The organism is Arsukibacterium sp. (genome assembly GCF_036735525.1).
Lineage (GTDB): Bacteria > Pseudomonadota > Gammaproteobacteria > Enterobacterales > Alteromonadaceae > Alishewanella.
On the sequence record NZ_DAINOE010000072.1, the window covers coordinates 1 to 16,983 of the forward strand.

General features: G+C 48.9%; 18 protein-coding genes and 1 pseudogene. 4 read left to right on the forward strand and 15 right to left on the reverse strand.

All coding sequences use genetic code 11. The features are described 5' to 3' along the window. The 13 genes and pseudogenes from V7D78_RS13025 to murJ form a co-directional block, all read right to left on the reverse strand. Nucleotides 1-747 (reverse strand): annotated as a pseudogene (locus V7D78_RS13025) (hypothetical protein); the annotation flags it as partial. Nucleotides 748-765: 18 nt separating this feature from the next. Then, nucleotides 766-1,278 carry a pilus assembly PilX family protein gene (locus V7D78_RS13030; protein ID WP_333608885.1) on the reverse strand — a complete coding sequence of 171 codons (513 nt, stop codon included), beginning with the start codon at nt 1,276-1,278 and terminating at the stop codon, nt 766-768. A gap of 4 nt (nt 1,279-1,282) precedes the next feature. Further along, nucleotides 1,283-2,203 (reverse strand): PilW family protein, encoded by a 921-nt coding sequence (locus tag V7D78_RS13035; RefSeq protein WP_333608886.1) that lies wholly within the window; start codon nt 2,201-2,203, stop codon nt 1,283-1,285. Next, a complete protein-coding gene (pilV, locus tag V7D78_RS13040) occupies nt 2,200-2,613 on the reverse strand; it encodes a type IV pilus modification protein PilV (RefSeq protein ID WP_333608887.1) in 414 nt (137 codons plus the stop codon). Before pilV ends, V7D78_RS13035 begins: the two co-directional genes overlap by 4 nt. A gap of 7 nt (nt 2,614-2,620) precedes the next feature. Beyond that, a complete protein-coding gene (locus tag V7D78_RS13045) occupies nt 2,621-3,208 on the reverse strand; it encodes a GspH/FimT family pseudopilin (RefSeq protein WP_333608888.1) in 588 nt (195 codons plus the stop codon). Nucleotides 3,209-3,335: 127 nt separating this feature from the next. After that, on the reverse strand, nt 3,336-4,040 hold the full coding sequence (locus tag V7D78_RS13050; protein ID WP_333608889.1) for a LytR/AlgR family response regulator transcription factor: 705 nt from the start codon (nt 4,038-4,040) through the stop codon (nt 3,336-3,338). Next, complete coding sequence (locus V7D78_RS13055) at nt 4,037-5,089, reverse strand: sensor histidine kinase (protein WP_333608890.1); 1,053 nt, start codon at nt 5,087-5,089, stop codon at nt 4,037-4,039. The genes V7D78_RS13050 and V7D78_RS13055 overlap by 4 nt, the downstream gene beginning before the upstream one ends. Nucleotides 5,090-5,151: 62 nt before the next feature. Beyond that, nucleotides 5,152-6,081: a 4-hydroxy-3-methylbut-2-enyl diphosphate reductase gene (ispH, locus tag V7D78_RS13060; RefSeq protein WP_333608891.1), complete on the reverse strand. Its 930-nt coding sequence runs from the start codon at nt 6,079-6,081 to the stop codon at nt 5,152-5,154. A 5-nt stretch (nt 6,082-6,086) separates the two neighbouring features. After that, nucleotides 6,087-6,518, reverse strand: coding sequence for an FKBP-type peptidyl-prolyl cis-trans isomerase (fkpB, locus tag V7D78_RS13065; protein ID WP_333608892.1), 432 nt, complete (start codon nt 6,516-6,518; stop codon nt 6,087-6,089). Further along, the gene (gene lspA / locus V7D78_RS13070; protein ID WP_333608893.1) at nt 6,515-7,009 is read right to left on the reverse strand and encodes a signal peptidase II; all 495 of its coding nucleotides are present in this window, start codon (nt 7,007-7,009) and stop codon (nt 6,515-6,517) included. Before lspA ends, fkpB begins: the two co-directional genes overlap by 4 nt. Then, nucleotides 7,009-9,837, reverse strand: coding sequence for an isoleucine--tRNA ligase (gene ileS, locus V7D78_RS13075; protein WP_333608894.1), 2,829 nt, complete (start codon nt 9,835-9,837; stop codon nt 7,009-7,011). The genes lspA and ileS overlap by 1 nt, the downstream gene beginning before the upstream one ends. 14 nt (nt 9,838-9,851) lie before the next feature. Beyond that, nucleotides 9,852-10,808 (reverse strand): bifunctional riboflavin kinase/FAD synthetase, encoded by a 957-nt coding sequence (gene ribF, locus V7D78_RS13080; RefSeq protein WP_333608895.1) that lies wholly within the window; start codon nt 10,806-10,808, stop codon nt 9,852-9,854. Between the two features lie 52 nt (nt 10,809-10,860). Continuing rightward, nucleotides 10,861-12,435 (reverse strand): murein biosynthesis integral membrane protein MurJ, encoded by a 1,575-nt coding sequence (gene murJ / locus V7D78_RS13085; RefSeq protein ID WP_333608896.1) that lies wholly within the window; start codon nt 12,433-12,435, stop codon nt 10,861-10,863. Nucleotides 12,436-12,609: 174 nt separating this feature from the next. On the opposite strand from murJ, the gene rpsT reads away from it, so the two are divergent. Then, nucleotides 12,610-12,879, forward strand: coding sequence for a 30S ribosomal protein S20 (gene rpsT, locus V7D78_RS13090; RefSeq protein ID WP_019677096.1), 270 nt, complete (start codon nt 12,610-12,612; stop codon nt 12,877-12,879). Between the two features lie 120 nt (nt 12,880-12,999). Here rpsT and V7D78_RS13095 read toward each other — a convergent pair whose 3' ends face one another. Further along, nucleotides 13,000-13,293 (reverse strand): ArsR/SmtB family transcription factor, encoded by a 294-nt coding sequence (locus tag V7D78_RS13095; protein ID WP_333608897.1) that lies wholly within the window; start codon nt 13,291-13,293, stop codon nt 13,000-13,002. A gap of 167 nt (nt 13,294-13,460) precedes the next feature. Continuing rightward, nucleotides 13,461-13,838: a response regulator gene (locus V7D78_RS13100; protein ID WP_333608898.1), complete on the reverse strand. Its 378-nt coding sequence runs from the start codon at nt 13,836-13,838 to the stop codon at nt 13,461-13,463. A 167-nt stretch (nt 13,839-14,005) separates the two neighbouring features. Here V7D78_RS13100 and V7D78_RS13105 point away from each other — a divergent pair, with 167 nt between their 5' ends. The 3 genes from V7D78_RS13105 to smrA all read left to right on the forward strand — a co-directional run bounded on the left by V7D78_RS13105 (nt 14,006) and on the right by smrA (nt 16,525). After that, nucleotides 14,006-15,334 (forward strand): M20/M25/M40 family metallo-hydrolase, encoded by a 1,329-nt coding sequence (locus V7D78_RS13105; RefSeq protein ID WP_333608899.1) that lies wholly within the window; start codon nt 14,006-14,008, stop codon nt 15,332-15,334. 237 nt (nt 15,335-15,571) lie between these two features. Continuing rightward, on the forward strand, nt 15,572-15,862 hold the full coding sequence (locus V7D78_RS13110) for a hypothetical protein (protein ID WP_333608900.1): 291 nt from the start codon (nt 15,572-15,574) through the stop codon (nt 15,860-15,862). 84 nt (nt 15,863-15,946) lie between these two features. Next, entirely contained in the window at nt 15,947-16,525 is a 579-nt protein-coding gene (gene smrA, locus V7D78_RS13115; RefSeq protein ID WP_333608901.1) for a DNA endonuclease SmrA, read from the forward strand. The last annotated feature ends 458 nt before the right edge of the window (nt 16,526-16,983 follow it).

The following is a 16,983-nucleotide window of genomic DNA, read 5'->3' on the forward strand; positions in this document are numbered from 1 at the left end:
GGTAGCCCCTGAGGGGTTGGCTAGGCCGTATAGCCAATTGAAGAATTCTGTTCTATCAGTACCCGTGAACTCCCTAACCCCTCTGGTTGAAGGTTTTTTAAGGGCACCATAACCTACCCTTACTGTTTCAGGTAAAGTGACAAACGCACGGGCAATACCTGCTTGAGAAGACATCTGCCGGGTCCGATAATACGAATACCAATTAGCAAAGTTTTTTTGTTCTTCCAAAGTCTGTGTTGTTACGTCATAACGTTGATAACATGCTAAATCTTCTGTATCTTCACAATGTTCAAGCAAATAATAATCGGCCGGCCCCGCAGCACCACAGGCATTATTATTCTCCCACGTCGCCTGGAAATTTGTAACTAAATTTCTCGCGCCAGTTTTCTTGTAACCATTCCTAAATGCGGTGGCAAGTGTTAAATCTGAGTAGGTAGGAGGCGCTATATAATTCTCTTCAGGATTATAATATTGCTTATTAAAACTAGGCGATTTACTTTTTGCAAGTACGAGGCCGGTACTATTTGATTTACAATAGTATCTCATATCATCTGGTAAAAAACCCCAATTCATAGAACCCGAGTCATCAATAATAAACTTCAGATTAATTGGCACATCACTGCCGGTTTGCAAGGGCACATTAGGAATGGCCAGGTTAATCGATGCATGAGCGCTAGCACCACCAAACATCATACTTAAGCCAAGCACTAGCACGCTAGTGCTTGGTATCACATTAAATTTGCTCATAATACATTCCTCATAACCTTACAAACGCCAGATGGTTTGCATTAGTACTACTGGAGTACCCTCTGTGACTATATTTCGTGCGGTAATTCTAAAAGTGGGTGACAAACAATCAGGTTCAATAGTGGTCGCACTTGCACAATCCGGATTAACGGGTGATGGCCACTCACCTAAATATTCAATAAAGTACTGCGCTGTACTGGACATACCCGGATTAATAGGTGGCGCTGCACGCCACTGTGTTGCCGGATCTTGCCAACGGTCAATGACATTTATTAAAGGCAAATCATAAAACCAGTTTTCAGCAGGGATGCGAGTCCGCGGATCGGGTAATTGTGCCGCCACCCAGTTTTCAGCTGAGCGTAAGGCGGCTTCTACTTGCTGCACCGCTAACTGTCTCTCATATAAATTGGCAGTCATACGTTCTTGTAATACCGAACGTTGCATGCTGGCTACTGACACCAGGGTAATAACCAGTAATAACAATAATGCCACAACAAGCACTGCCCCAGATTGTCGAAAATGGTTTTTCATAGCTCTACCTTAACCTGTTGCGCACTGAAGCGAAGAATCGGATAGTACGCATTTCTAACGGTAAATCAGCGTTTGTAAAGGCGTTGGGATCCATCACTAATGCTACTTGCAGACCGACTACATTGCCCATGTTAATTGCTGGCGTGAAGGCCACCGGACCAAAAGGCAAATCCCCATCCTGATAAGCAAAATTTACACTGCTTACGCCAAACAGCACCTCTTCCCTTGTCAAAACACCACCAATCATCACTTCACGGTATAAAGAATTTATCGCAGCATCATCAGCACTTGGCGCAACCAGCCAGAGTACTGACTCAAAGCGCATCAACATTGAGCCACCGGGAAAAATCCTGGGTCTAGCATCAGCACAGACAAACGGAAACTGAAAGCCTAAATCAGCGGCACAATTCAGGGGCGCAGCAGCAGCGTGACTGATGGTATCAACAGTTCTGGCTGACACCTGAAACACACTTGATAAGGTATCATCACACAACATAGCAATATCACCGACCCGCAAAGCTGAGGCTTCATTTAGAGTCAGAACCGGTGGCACGTGGTTACGTACTGACGCCGTCTCTCCTGCGCCGTACATCAGGCGCAAAGATTCACTTACGCCGTTCGTTCCTACCGCATAACCTTCGAGCCCACCACGCCATTGTGACCAAAGGGGGGCGCCATTAATGACACTCACTACCCGGCCAGAATTATTACAACCGGCAAAGCCGGCACTGCGAATATCCTGGGACATCAGCTGAAATGCCAGTCTGGCACTACTTTGCAGAGATGCCAGTTCATTATTCACCCTGCTGGTCGTCTGGTTGGACAAAAATATGCCAATAACGCCACCGAGCAGCATTAAACCCAGTACCATAGCAATCATTAGCTCAACTAGAGTAAAGCCTCGGCTCCTTTTGCCTAAGGTCATGGCCTGACCTCCATGACGACTACCGAATTGGCATTCAGTCGTTGATCCGTCCAATCAATAGTAACGGTATAGACACCTTCACTCCACTCAACTAAAGCACACTCAGCGGTAACTTGCTTTACATCGCTTTGCCAGGCTTTCGTTACCGGAATGCCACTAACCCCATCGCAAGTAGTCATTTCAAAAGCGTTGGTTCTTGATACAGGGCCAGTAGTGCGCATCACTTCAAATAAGGTTTCAGTGAGTATCACTGCCATAGCTCTTTCGTGCGCGGTGTTGGTGCTTCGTAAACTGACAGACTGCAGACCTACTACCCCTAAAATGCCAATTGCTAACACCAGCACTGATATCAGCACTTCAAGTAAGCTGGTACCTTGTTGACGTTTAAATCCTGCCATTGTTTTCATCATCTTCATCCTAAGGAGTTGGGCAGCCGGCATGCTGCTCGCTAATTACGGCTAATTGACCACCTGAGCGGATCCGAAGCTCACGACTGTTAGGATTGACTGATGAACTAGGAGCACAAACCCGCAGCGTAGCAGTAAGTGGCAAACGGTTGTTGGTTCGCAGTAAACCCTGCGGAGTTATTCTAATCTGATGATCTGCGTCACTTAACACTGCGCTGGGCCTTATCACCAATTGCGGTGATTCAAGCAAACCACTGCGCATTTCAGTGCCTGCTTCAATGCCCGTTCCAGCGGCGGCCATACCTACTGCCCAGCCTTGCCAGCCTGCGGCAGGCGGTGTACTACAACTGGCGCCATCGGTTGAATGACAAAAAATAACTGTTGCGTTATTTTTAACTGCTTCCGTTTTTGCATATTCAATAGCTGCCAGCAATTGATTTACTTGCGCATTTAAACGACTGGATGACACCAGGCTGGTAAACGAAGGAACGGCTACAGTTAACACAATAGCCAGCACGGCTATGGTAACCATCAATTCAATCAGCGTAAAACCTGACGACACGGAACAGCGTTGTTGTGGTGTGCCAAACTCCGGCATAAATAATCCTGCTCTGAAAATACACATGACCGAATATTAACTTAGCAAGCCACTTTGGTATATACCACAGCGAACTGGATAAGCGGTTAAATTGGCCGATAAGTGGCTAACTACGACTAAGTAATGATTAGTTAAGACCGAGCTGCTGTCGCAACTGGCTAAGGCAACGGCGGCTGACTTCCAGTGGCGGTTCCATGTCGAGCAGTTTGACAAAATGCCGGCCGTCATTACTGCTAAATAAATAATCAAAAAAACTGCGATTTATTAGGGTGCTGCGATGTATACGCAGTAATTGTACAGGAAATCGCTTTAACAACTGGCTTAAACTTTGCTCCAGCAAGGCTTCACCACCTTTAAACACCATACGCACATATTTATCATCAGCGGTAAAATACATCACCTTGCTCAGCAGCATTTGCCGCTGTTGATTACCCAGCTGATAATTAATGATGGGTTCTATCTGCAATTGTGCACGGGTCTTTTGACGTAAGCGGCCAAGCGCTTGTGCCAAACGCTCGGCAGAGACAGGTTTGAGGATATAATCGGCCGGGTTAACGCTGTAAGCCTGCAGTGCATGCTGCGGATGAGCAGTGACTAAAATCACCGCTGGTGGTAGCGGCAACTGAGTTAACTCAGCCGCAAATGCCAAGCCATCTTGCCCTGGCATCTCAATATCTAGCAGCAACACATCGGGTTGGGTTTGACTGCACAACTGGCGGGCACTGGCGACATCAGACGCAGTACCTACCAGGCTATATTCGGAAAAATCTGCCAGTAAACGTTGCAATCTGGCGCGAGCCAAAGGCTCATCATCAACTATAAGCACTTTCATCCGTTTTGACCCGGCTGGTGTTTTGGCAGCACCAGCTTAACCCTGAAGGTACTATCAACAATACTACGATGCAAACTAGCGCTATCGCCAAAATACAGCTGCAGTCGCTGGCGGATATTGGCCAATGCCACGCCATTGCTGCGGCTGTTGCCCTGACTGGGTAAAAAAGGGTTGCTAATCAGCAAGGTCACCGACTGGCTGCTATCAATCAGTTCGATATCAATAGCGCCACCACGCGGGCAGTTTTCAATCCCATGGCGCACCGCATTTTCCAATAAGGGTTGAATGGTCAGCGCCGGTAACTGCAACTTAGGGAGTTGTGCTGGTATCTGCCAGTTCTGCTGCATCCGCTCACCTAAACGCCATTGTTCCAGAGTCAGATATTGCCGGGCTAAGGTGAGCTCCTCAGTCAGGCTGATCTGCTCACCGGCATGCATGGCTGCTCGAAATAAATCGGCCAAATTTAATAATGCCTGCTCTGCGGCCTGGCTATCTTGCTGGGTTAATTCGGCAGCCGTGTTCAGGCTATTAAATAAAAAATGTGGTTGAATACGGGCCTGCAAGGCACCTAACTCGGCCCGGCTTTGCGCAGCAAGTTGCTGATTACGCTCAGCATGCATAATGCCAAGTTGCATCACTATCAAGCCAACAATTAACGAAACCATGAGGTTTGACAGCACAAATGGCCACAATTTTAGTCCAGTGGCAGATAATTCCTGGCCAAACCACAACCAGGCGAAAGCGCTGACTATTAAGGTCATGCTAAACAAGATGGTCAGACAATAACAGGCTAAGCGTAAAGGGGCTTGCTGGCTTAGCCAGTTACGTAATTTGCAGTAAACAAAACAAGACAATAAGGCAACCCAGTGCACGCCCAGGCTTATCATGCCAAGTCGCAACCAAACTGAGTCCGTGCCGGGTGGGGCAAAGGCCAGGATAATAGCTAATGCTTGTGCCAGTACCAGCACTCGCAGCACCATGCGGCTATGACAGACATCCGGCAAAGGGAACTGACGGCGGGCGTTTTTTGCTGCATTGGCTGCTGCCATCTGACCTTGCTCCCTCTTATACTAACCTATCAACGGATTTAGCCGCATTAACTTAACAAGTGTTATCGCAGCTCAGCTGGTATAGCAAAGACCACGTTTTCTGGGCGGCCAGGGTTTTCGGTAAGGGTTTTACCGCCCCACATTTGTAACTGTTTTACCACTTGCTGCACCAGCACTTCAGGCGCCGAAGCCCCCGCAGTAACACCCACAGCCTTAATATTATTAAGCCAGCTTTGCTGAATATCATTAGCGGTATCAATTAAATAGGCGGTGCAGCCCATTTTTTCGGCCAGCTCACGCAAGCGATTCGAATTACTGCTGTTTTTAGCACCCACCACCAATAATAAATCAGCCTTAGACGCCAGATCGCGTACGGCGTCCTGACGGTTCTGCGTGGCATAACAAATATCGTCTTTACGTGGGCCTTCAATATCTGGAAAACGCTGGCGTAGCGCGTCAATCACCTCAGCGGTGTCATCCACCGACAGGGTAGTTTGGCTGCTGTAACACAGCTGGCTGGCATTTTTTACCTTAAGCGCGGCCACATCTTCTACCGACTCCACCAGATAAATGCCGCCCGCCGCATTGTCGTACTGGCCCATGGTGCCTTCCACTTCAGGATGCCCGGCATGACCAATTAAAATACATTCAATGCCTTTGCGACTGGCGCGGGTGACTTCCATATGCACCTTAGTGACCAGCGGGCAGGTGGCATCAAATACTTTTAAGCCACGTTGTTTTGCCGTTTCCCGTACGGCTTGCGACACCCCATGCGCACTAAAAATAACAATCTGGCCATCCGGCACTTCGTCAAGTTCATCGACAAAAACTGCACCACTGCGACGCAAGCCATCTACCACAAATTTGTTATGCACTACTTCATGACGCACATAAATAGGGTGATCGTATAGCTCCAGCGCTCGTTCAACAATGCTGATGGCCCGATCAACACCGGCACAAAAGCCCCGTGGGTTGGCTAACAATATATCCATCTGCTTTAGCTCACTTGTACTATTTCAATGTTAAAGGTCAGTGTCTGGCCTGCCAGCGGATGATTAAAATCCACCGTAACCGACTCACCTACCACCTCGCGCACCAAGCCGGGTAATTCGCTGCCATCTGGCATGGCAAAACCAATAATGCTGCCGACAGTGGCCGGGGCATCGGCAGAAAACTTCGAGCGGTCAACATAGTAAATATTGTCAGGGTTAGGCATGCCATAAGCATCTTCTGGTGCCAGGGTGAAGCTTTTTTTGGCACCGGCAGTTAAGCCGAATAACTGGGCTTCAAACGCCGGCGAAATACTGCCATCGCCCATCTGTAACTTAGCCGGTTTATTATGCACCCGGGTACTTTCAGCGGCACTGCCATCTGTCAGGGTAATATCAAAATGAAAAATCACCGTACTGGATGCGCTAATCTGACTCATTTTTTATCCTCATACTCGGGTTTAAAGCTATCCCAGATTAGCAATACGGCGCCAATACAGATCACCGAGTCTGCCACATTAAATACCGGATAACTCCAACTTTGGTAAAACACGTGGAGCATGTCAATCACATAGCCAAACAACACCCGGTCGATTAAATTACCGATAGCACCGGCCAGAACCAGACTTAGCGCCAGGCATAACCTGGGTTGCTGAGCTGGGCCTATACGACTTAGCCATACCATCAGCACCAGGCTGATAGCCAGCGCTAAACCGGCAAAAAACCAGCGTTGCCAGCCACCAGCGTCACTTAAAATAGAAAAAGCAGCACCGGTATTATACACATGGGCCAGCTCAAACACCGGTAACAGCGGTATGCTGCCACCATAGGGCAGGTTATGCACTATCCACTGTTTAGAGGCCTGATCAACCACAATAAACAAGACAATTAACCACCACCAGCGCCAGCCGGTTTCTTTAAACAGCCGCATCAGGCAAATTTCCTTTGTTCACCGTTACCCTCTACGTTGTCTACACAGCGCAGGCAAATACCCGGGTGGGCGGCATTGGCACCCACATCATGCCGGTGATGCCAGCAGCGCTCACATTTAGCGGCAGAAGAGGCATTGACTAACACACTCAAGCCCGCCAGTTCTGTAGCGATAGCATTGGCCGGCGCACTGGCAGTGCTCACTTCAGCCGTTGAGGTGATCAGCACAAAGCGCAGTTCATCTCCTAGTTTGGCTAAATCTGCGGCCAGCGTAGCGCTGGCAAATAAGGTCACTTCTGCTTGCAAAGAAGCACCAATTTTGTCTTCACGTCTGGCCGCTTCCAGTACTTTGTTAACCTCATCCCGTACCTGCAGTAACTGCTGCCAGTAAGCATCATCAAACTGTCCGGCGCTTAGCTCGGCAAAGCCGTCATACCAGACATCCGTAAACACAAAGCTGCTGCGCTCGCCCGGTAATGCCTGCCAGATTTCCTGCGCGGTAAAGCTCATTACCGGTGCCATCCAACGCACCATGGCTTCAGCAATATGATAGAGCGCTGTTTGACAGGAGCGCCGCGCTAAACCATCTTTGTGCGCGGTGTACTGCCGGTCTTTAATCACATCCAGATAAAAACTGCCCAGTTCAACGGTACAGAAATTCATCAGTTTTTGGCTCACCTGATGGAACTGGTATTGATCATAGGCTTCAACAATGTCTTGCTGCAATTTGGCCGCACGGTTCACCACCCACAAGTCCAGCTCTACCATCTGCGCAAAAGGCACCATGTCGGTAGAAGGATTAAAACCATTGAGGTTGGCTAACAAAAAGCGCGCGGTATTACGGATACGCCGGTATTTGTCGGCGGCGCGGTTTAGAATTTCATCCGATACCGTCATCTCAGAAGTGTAATCTGTGGTGGCTACCCATAACCGCAGAATGTCAGCACCAAGCTTATTCATCACATCTTGTGGAGAGACCACATTGCCCAAAGACTTTGACATCTTGCGGCCATCACCATCTACGGTAAAACCGTGGGTCAGCACCTGTTTATAAGGTGCCTGATGATGAATACTCACCCCGGTCATCAGCGATGACATAAACCAGCCACGGTGTTGATCTGAGCCTTCAAGATATAAATCTGCCTGAATGGCACCGGCAAATTCTTCCCGCGCCGCCACCACGCAAGCGTGGGTGACACCAGAGTCAAACCAGACATCCAGCGTATCGCTCACCTTAACATACTGCTTGGCATCATCACCCAGTAAGCTGTCTGCGCTAAGATCAAACCAGGCCTGAATACCTTGCTGTTCAACCAGTTTGGCAACCTGCTCCATCAGCTGAGCGGTATTCGGGTGTAAAGCGCCAGTGTCTTTATCCACAAACAACGCAATAGGCACACCCCAGGTGCGCTGGCGTGAAATACACCAGTCTGGCCGTCCTGCTACCATTTTTTCAATGCGCTGTTGGCCCCAGTCCGGGATCCAGCGGGTTTGTGCAATTTGAGCCAGCGAGGTACTGCGCAGCCCCTGCTGCTCCATGCTGATAAACCACTGCGGCGTGGCGCGGAAAATAATCGGCGTTTTATGGCGCCAGCAATGCGGATAACTGTGTTTATAGGCTTTGTGCACCAACAGCGCACCGGCAGCGTTCAGGGCGTCGACCACGCTATCGTTGGCTTTAAAGACATGCTGACCGGCAAACAGCGGCGTATCTGGCAGATAAACGCCGTTGGCGCCCACCGGATTAGCCACTTCAAGGTTATATTGCTTACCCACTACAAAGTCTTCCTGACCATGGCCAGGGGCGGTATGCACGCAGCCGGTACCAGAGTCAGTGGTTACATGATCGCCCAAAATCAGCGGCACGCTAAAGTCATATAACGGGTGTTGCAGTGGCACCAGCTCCAGCGCCTCACCTTTGGCAAAGCCCAATGCGTGGTAATGCTCAATACCGGCCCGCGCCATCACGTCTTTCACTAAATCCGTGGCAATAATTAACCGCTCAGCACCTAAGGGCCCCTGTTCTACCTGCACCAGACTGTAATCTAGCTTGGCATTTACTGCTACCGCGCGATTGGCGGGTATGGTCCAGGGAGTAGTGGTCCAAATCACCACTGACACCTTACCCGTGCCGGTTTTACCCATTGGGTGGTCAAAGCGCTCTACCACTGCCTCATCTACCACAGCAAAACGTACGTCTATGGCCGGCGACACCTTGTCCTGATATTCGACTTCGGCTTCGGCTAAGGCTGAGCCGCAATCGGTACACCAGTGCACTGGCTTAAAGCCCTGCTGCAAATGGCCATTGTCGATAATTTTTGCCAGCGAACGAATGATGTTGGCTTCAAAATCAAAGTCCATTGTGCGATAAGGATTGTTCCAGTCGCCCAAAACCCCTAAGCGGATAAAGTCCGTGCGCTGTGCATCAATCTGGCTGGCAGCATAGTCACGGCAATGTTGCCGGAATTCAGCTGCCGATAATTTAACGCCAGGTTTGCCGTGTTTTTTCTCCACCACCAACTCAATAGGCAGGCCATGGCAGTCCCAGCCAGGAATATAGGGCGCGTCGAAGTCAGACAGGGTTTTGGCTTTGACGATAATGTCTTTCAAAATTTTATTAACAGCATGACCAATGTGGATATTGCCATTGGCGTAGGGCGGGCCATCATGCAAAATAAAGGTTTTTTTGCCTTTTTTGGCGCTGCGGATCTGACCGTACAGATCGGCTTCTGTCCACTGGGCCAACATTTGTGGCTCACGTTGTGCCAGATTACCACGCATGGCAAAGGCCGTTTCGGGTAAATTCAGCGTGTGCTTGTAATCGCTCATCCGTTTCGGTTCCATTAAGTTAATACTGACATCGGCTGCTGCGCAGGCAGGCAACTGAAATAGGCTTTTGCCGCGGCGGCATCCGCGGCAATTTGTTGTTTTAATGCATCCAGACTGGCAAAGCGTTGCTCGTCACGTAATTTGTGATGCAACACCACTTCAATCTGACTGCCGTATAAATCCTGATTAAAATCAAATAAATGGGCTTCAAGCTGTTCGCGCTGCCCTTGCACTGTTGGTCGGTGACCAATATTCGCCACGCCATTAAACACACCATAACAGGTGCGGGCACTAATGGCATAGACGCCTGATACCGGCAAGGTGCGCCGGTATAACCAGACATTGGCCGTTGGAAAGCCCAGATCACGCCCCAGCTTACGACCGTGCCTTACCCGGCCGGTCAGCGTAAAAGGCCGGCCCAGCATAGCAGTGGCTGCCGCTAACTGATCGGTCTGCAACGCCTGGCGAATTAAGGTGCTACTGACCCGCTGCTCGGCCAGTTTTAAACTGGAGGTACTGGTGAGACCAAACTGATAACGCTCTGCGGCACGTGCCAACAATTCATAATTGCCGGCCCGGTTTTTGCCAAAACGAAAATCATCACCGACGATTAATTCTTGCACACCCAGGCGGCGCATCAGTAACTCTTCAATAAAATCTTGCGGTTGCATTGCCGCAAAGCGTGGCGTAAAAGCCACGCAGAGCAAGCGATCAATCCCCAGTTGTGCCAGCGCCAGATATTTCTCACGAAAGCGACTAATGCGCGCCGGGGCCGCCGCTTTAGCAAACAACTCCAGCGGTTGCGGTTCAAATAACATCACACAAGAAGGCAACTGACGTTGCGCAGCAATGGCTTTTACCTGTGCCAGCACGGCCTGGTGCCCAACATGCACGCCATCAAAGTTGCCTATGGTCAGCACGCAACCCCGATGCTCCGGTTGAATATTATGTAAACCGCGAATTAACTGCATGCCAGCCTTAATATGTTCTCTGCCTCAAACGCTAAACGCGGCATTATAACCACTAATTCGCTGCAGCAACAGGCCGGGCTTTAAAATCGGCCAGTCGCACCCCTAACAACCACAACAGACCAAAATACAGCAGTATGGCCCCTACGCATAACAGGCTTAATTGCATGATCTGGTTGAACATGCCCAGTTCACGCCACAGCTCAAAAGACGGGCACAACCACAGTAAGGCTGCTGTCATCAGACTGGTGGCGACCAGCAGCTTAATCATAAAACGCCAGCTTTGGCGGCTTAACTGAAACACACCGGCCAGACGCAGCCCACGGTATAACAAATAGGCATTAAGACTGGCCGATAACGCTGTGGCCAGCGCCAAGCCAACATAACTTAAAAAAGGCGCCAGCATCAGGTTAAGCCCCATATTGGCCACCATAGCAATAATGCCGATACGAACCGGTGTTTTAATATCCTGCCGGGCATAAAACCCCGGCGCTAATACCTTTATCAACATATAACTCAGTAACCCAGTGGCATAGGCTACTAAGCTGTAAGACACCATCAGTACGTCATTTTCGGTAAACTCGCCGCGCATAAATAACAACGCGATAATGGGTTTGGCTAGTACCATTAATGCTGCCATCGCCGGAATACCAAATAAAGCGACAAAACGAATGGCCCAGTCTAAGGTGGCGGAAAACTGCTGCGGGCTGGCATTAGCATGATGGCGTGATAAATTAGGTAAAATCACTGTGGCAATGGCGATACCAAATAAACCCAGCGGAAATTCTATTAAGCGATCTGAATAATATAACCAGCTAACCGCCCCGGTCAGCAGGAAAGAGGCGATGACGGTATCGAGTAATAAATTAATCTGACTGACCGACACCCCAAACAACGCCGGCAGCATCAAAGTACGGATTTTAGTGACATTGGGGTCGCGCCAGCTCCATTTGGGCATCACCAACAAGCCGGATCTTGCTAAAAAAGGCAATTGAAACAGCAACTGCACCACGCCACCGATAAACACGCCCCAGGCCAGCGCTAACGCAGGCTCGGCCAGACCAGGCGCTAAATAGAGCGCACAGGCAATAATAGCAATATTTAAAAACACCGGAGTAAAGGCAGCGACGGCAAAGCGGTTATAGGTATTTAAAATGGCACCGGAAAACGCCACCAGACTGATAAACCACAGATAAGGAAAGGTAATTTTCAGCATCAGGCTGGCCAGCTCAAACTTATGTGCCTCGGGGCCATCGTTAAGCCATTCAATAAACCAGCCCATACCAAATAACATGGCCAGCAACGGCGATGCTATCACGCCGAACAAGGTCACCAGGGTGACGATCACCCCCAGGGTGCCAGCCACTTTGGCAATCAGTTCGCGCACCGCGGCATCACCATGCCTGGCTTTAACTTCACTCAGTACTGGCACAAAGGCCTGAGAAAAAGCGCCTTCAGCAAATAAGCGGCGTAAAAAATTAGGGATGCGATTGGCAAAGAAAAACACATCAGCTGCGGCGCCTGCACCGACAAAGTTGGCTACCACTATGTCACGCACTAAGCCCAGAACTCTTGAAATCAGTGTCATACAGCTGACAATGATGCCAGATTTGACTAATTTTCCTGACACGCCCTGCTCCTTGATTTTTACCCGACGCTATTCTTACTGTAAAGGCCGGTTAATACCAGTAGCCGGCTTAATTTAATTCAGTGCTTAATGACATAAAGCATTTGACAATGGCACAGTAAATAGGCATATTATGCGGCCTTTAAAGAGTCCGGTTTAGTTTTTAGGAGTGTTACCTTGGCTAACATTAAGTCTGCTAAGAAGCGCGCAATTCAATCAGAAAAACGTCGTCAGCAAAACGCCAGTCAACGTTCTATGATGCGTACTTTCATCAAGAAAACCTACGCAGCGGTATTAACTGCTGACGTAACCGCTTCAACTGAAGCGTTTAACAAAATGGTGCCTGTAATTGATCGTATGGCGGCTAAAGGCCTGATCCATAAGAACAAAGCAGCACGTCATAAAGCACGTTTAAATGCGCACGTTAAAGCATTAAAAGCCGCTTAATTGACTGTACCAACAAAAAAGCCAGCGTAAGCTGGCTTTTTTGTTGGCTGCAAATGTAATACTGATTGCTTCGGTTGTCTGAGGTGAACGCCAAACTCACTGCTAACCAAAGCGCTCCGGCTACGAACAATACAGCTTGTGCATCAAGGCAATTAAAGCTTCAGCCTCGGCACTGTCAATCCGGTAAAATACCGTTTGTGCTTCTTTACGGGTGCTTACTAATTTTTGTCGGCGCAACAGCGCCAGATGTTGCGATAAAGCAGACTGACTCAAATCCAGTTTTTCGTTAATCTCACCAACCGACATCTCACCTTCCAGCAGATGGCATAAAATGATTAAACGCCGTTGATTCGACACCGCCTTTAGCAGTTTAATGGCCTTAGCTGAGTTTTTCAGCATATCATCTAGTTGCATGTTGTAGTTACCATCATAAATTTATCAGCCATAGTACTGCATTGCAGCTTATGGCACTCATTGAATACAGGTTGACTGAATACTGGCTGAGACAAACGCTGGCAGAGCTAACAGCGGCTACCCGCAAAAAAAGCAACATAACTTAAACCATGTTTGCTTTGCATGCCTTAATGTAACTGCGGTTGCAACAAGCTGATAATACGCTCTGCACTAAAAGGCTTAACCACAAAAGCTTTGGCGCCGCCCGCTATCGCCTCTTTCAGATTATCCACACTGGAAAACGCCGTCACCATCACTATCTGACTTTGTGCATCCAGCTGCTTAAAACGTTGTAATAGTACTTGGCCATTTATGTCTGGCAGCTGAATATCTAAAAAAACCCAGTGAGGCTTATGCTCATTAAAGAGGCGGGCAGCACTGGCACCGTCAGAGGCTTCAAAAATATGCTCTACACCTGCTTGTTGAAGGATTTGTCGCAAATATTGGCGCACCGAGCTGACATCGTCGACTAAAAGCGCGGATTGCGGAAGTGATTTTGCTTGCATCCCTGAAGCAACTCCTTGATAAATACCTGTTTAGCATTACAGTTTAGCGTTCTGTTTGGCGTTAAAAACCGGCACTTGGCCGCGGCTTCATGGGGTTTAACCGCAAACTATGCTAAGTTCGGCAAACTTGTACCCATAGCATAACAATACTAAGGCAGAAATAAAAGATGAAATTGTGGCTAACCTCTTTGTGTGCAGCAGCCTGCTTCAGCCTACCGGCACAGCAGCTTGAACTGAATCATGATCTTGCTTATAAGCTGTTAGAATCGCTGACAGTCGAAGTCGGCCCCAGGCTGGCGGGTAGCGCGGCGGATGCGCGGTCGGTGGCCTGGGCACAGCGCCATTTTAAACAGCTTGGCTATGACAAAGTCTGGGTGGAACCCTTTAATATGCAATACTGGGAGCGTGGCCAGGCCAGCTTGCAAGTTAATGCCCCCTTTTCACAATCACTGGTGGTCACGGCATTAGGCGGCTCTATCGGCACGCCCTTTGATGGGATTAACAGTCAGGTGGTGATGTTTGACACCTTAGAGCAACTGCAACAGGCTAACCCCGCTGACGTAAAAAACCGTATTGTCTTTATCAACCATGCGCTGGAGCGGGATATCCGGGGCGGCTTTTATGGTGGAGTGGTCGGAGGCCGTGCCCGCGGCGCGGTAGAAGCGGCGAAGCTGGGTGCCAGTGCCTTGATTATTCGCTCTGTGGGGAGCAGTAACAACCGTTTTGCCCATACCGGCATTATGCGCTATGACGACGATGTTGAGCGCATCCCTGCGGCGGCGATTTCTATTCCGGATGCACAGCAGCTCAGTAAAATGCTCAGTATTAATCCAGAGCTGAGTTTAACGCTGCATATGCAAAATAACCTACCCGGCACAGTCACCAGCCATAATGTGATAGCGGAAATTACCGGCAGTAAACGCCCGGATGAAATCGTGTTGATCAGTGCTCACCTCGATTCCTGGGATGAAGGCACAGGTGCCCTGGATGATGGCGCTGGTGTCGGTATCGTAATGGCAGCCGGGGCTTTGCTAAAAGCCGAGCGGCCAGAGCGCACTATCCGGGTGGTGCTGTTTGGCAATGAAGAAGGCGGTTTAATTGGTGCCCGTGCCTACGCCGCGCAGCATCATCAGCAATTAGCTACACATGTGTTCGCCTCAGAATCTGATTTTGGTGCTGGCCGGGTGTGGCGCTTTGATACCGGCTTTGGTGAGCAGGCGCTGACTTTTGGTGCTCAATTACAACAAAAGCTCAAGCATCTGGGTATTGCAATGGGCCCGAACACGGCCAGTGGTGGCCCTGATGTCTCTATTTTAAAAGCGCAGGGTGTGCCGGTAGCTACCTTGCAACAAGATGGTACCGATTACTTTGATTATCATCACACCCCTAATGATACGCTGGATAAAATTGACCCAACGGCCCTGCGGCAAAACCTGGAAGCCTGGTTAATTATGACCCGTGAAATTGCTAATTCCAGCGTAGACTTACGCCTGTAATCAACAATGCCAGGTCTTGTGAACCATTAGGCCTGGCATTTTTGTGATTAGCATAACTTTTCTAAAATTTAGCTGCTTTATTCATCAGCCCTTAATTTTAGTGTCATCAAGCCGTAATATCACCTCACATGCATTAAAAAAACTAATCCTGAAACAGCAAAATTCCTCAGTTGATGAATCTTTAGCCAATAAGCATAATGCGCGCCGTTGCAGTGCATAGGGCTTAGGGGCGTTACCGTGGAAAATATTGTGTATGACATCATCAGCTGGGTTGGTTTAACCATTTGTATCGGTGCCTTTTTTATCAAGGATGTGTTTTGGTTACGCTTAGCCACCTTAGTGGGCTGTAGCTTACTGTTTGTTTATTACAGCCATATCGCCATTCCACAGGGGGTAATTTCTAACCTGCTGGTGCTGTTAATCAATGCCTATTACCTGGTGCGTTTTGCCAGTGCCCGTAAAAAAGCCCAGGCGCAAAGTCAGGCCGCCAGTGTCACTGCTGCTAAATTGGCCGCTCAGCCAGATTAACGCCATTTCATCTTGTCATCAGAAAGTGACAGGCTATACTGGGCGGCGGGTACTGAGTACGGTCGTTTTTAAGTGGAGCCTGTCATGCAAGACGAAGAGCTGGAGATTTTTTTGCAGGAAATGGCTGGGGTGAAACCCCTGTCACAGGATGCCGTACTTCTGAGCAATGGCGAGTTTTGCCCCACGCTGGCACAACAGGCCAGACGCAAAGCCGCTGAGCAGGAAATGGAGTACGATGAGCATTACCTGAGCCTGGAATATGTTGATCTGGTGAAACCGGATGACATCTTTGCTTATTGTAAAGACGGCGTGCAGCAAGGGGTGTATCGCAACTTGCGCCTGGGTAAGTATCAGTTGGACGCCACGTTAAATTTACTGGGCAAAAGCCTGGTAGAAGCACGCAGTGCCCTCAGCCATTTTATTACCGACTGCCACCAGCGCGGCATCCGCACTTTGCTGGTACATCATGGCCTTGGCCGCAACAGTAAACCGCACCCGGCTATTTTGCGCAGTTATGTATTTAAATGGTTACCGCAATTCGCCCCGGTGTTAGCCGCCCACAGTGCCCAGCGCCAGCATGGCGGCGCCAGCGCGACCTATGTACTACTGCAAAAAAATGCCGAGCAAAAACGTGAAAACCGCGAGCGGCATAGTAAAGCCTGATGCTTATTAAACGCGTAATTTAACCTGGTTTGCTAAAGCCCTGCCAGGTTTTGGCAAGGCGCGCAAAGTGGGTAACTACACCTTAGATGCAATAAAACAACCACCCAACAAAAATCTAGCTTACTTGATACCTTGATCCGTACCAACACTTTGCTCCCAATCAGGAAGGCTATTTGTGGTCAGTATTGCCATTAGATGCTCGCACAACTTGTTAATCGAATCATGCCTGATTCCAAGATATCGACAAAAAGTCCATAAGCAAATTGCTGCATAAGCTTGCAATTGACGATTGTTGAGGGTTGGGATGATCATCGTGTGCATAATTGAGGTAACTTAAATGTATTATTATCGCTAAAGTAGTGCCTATTCAGTTTTGAAGACAAGATTCAACAATGAATAATACTTTTGATTAAATTAATATCTTTAGCCCGTGCAAGATGGACCCAATAAAAGCACAT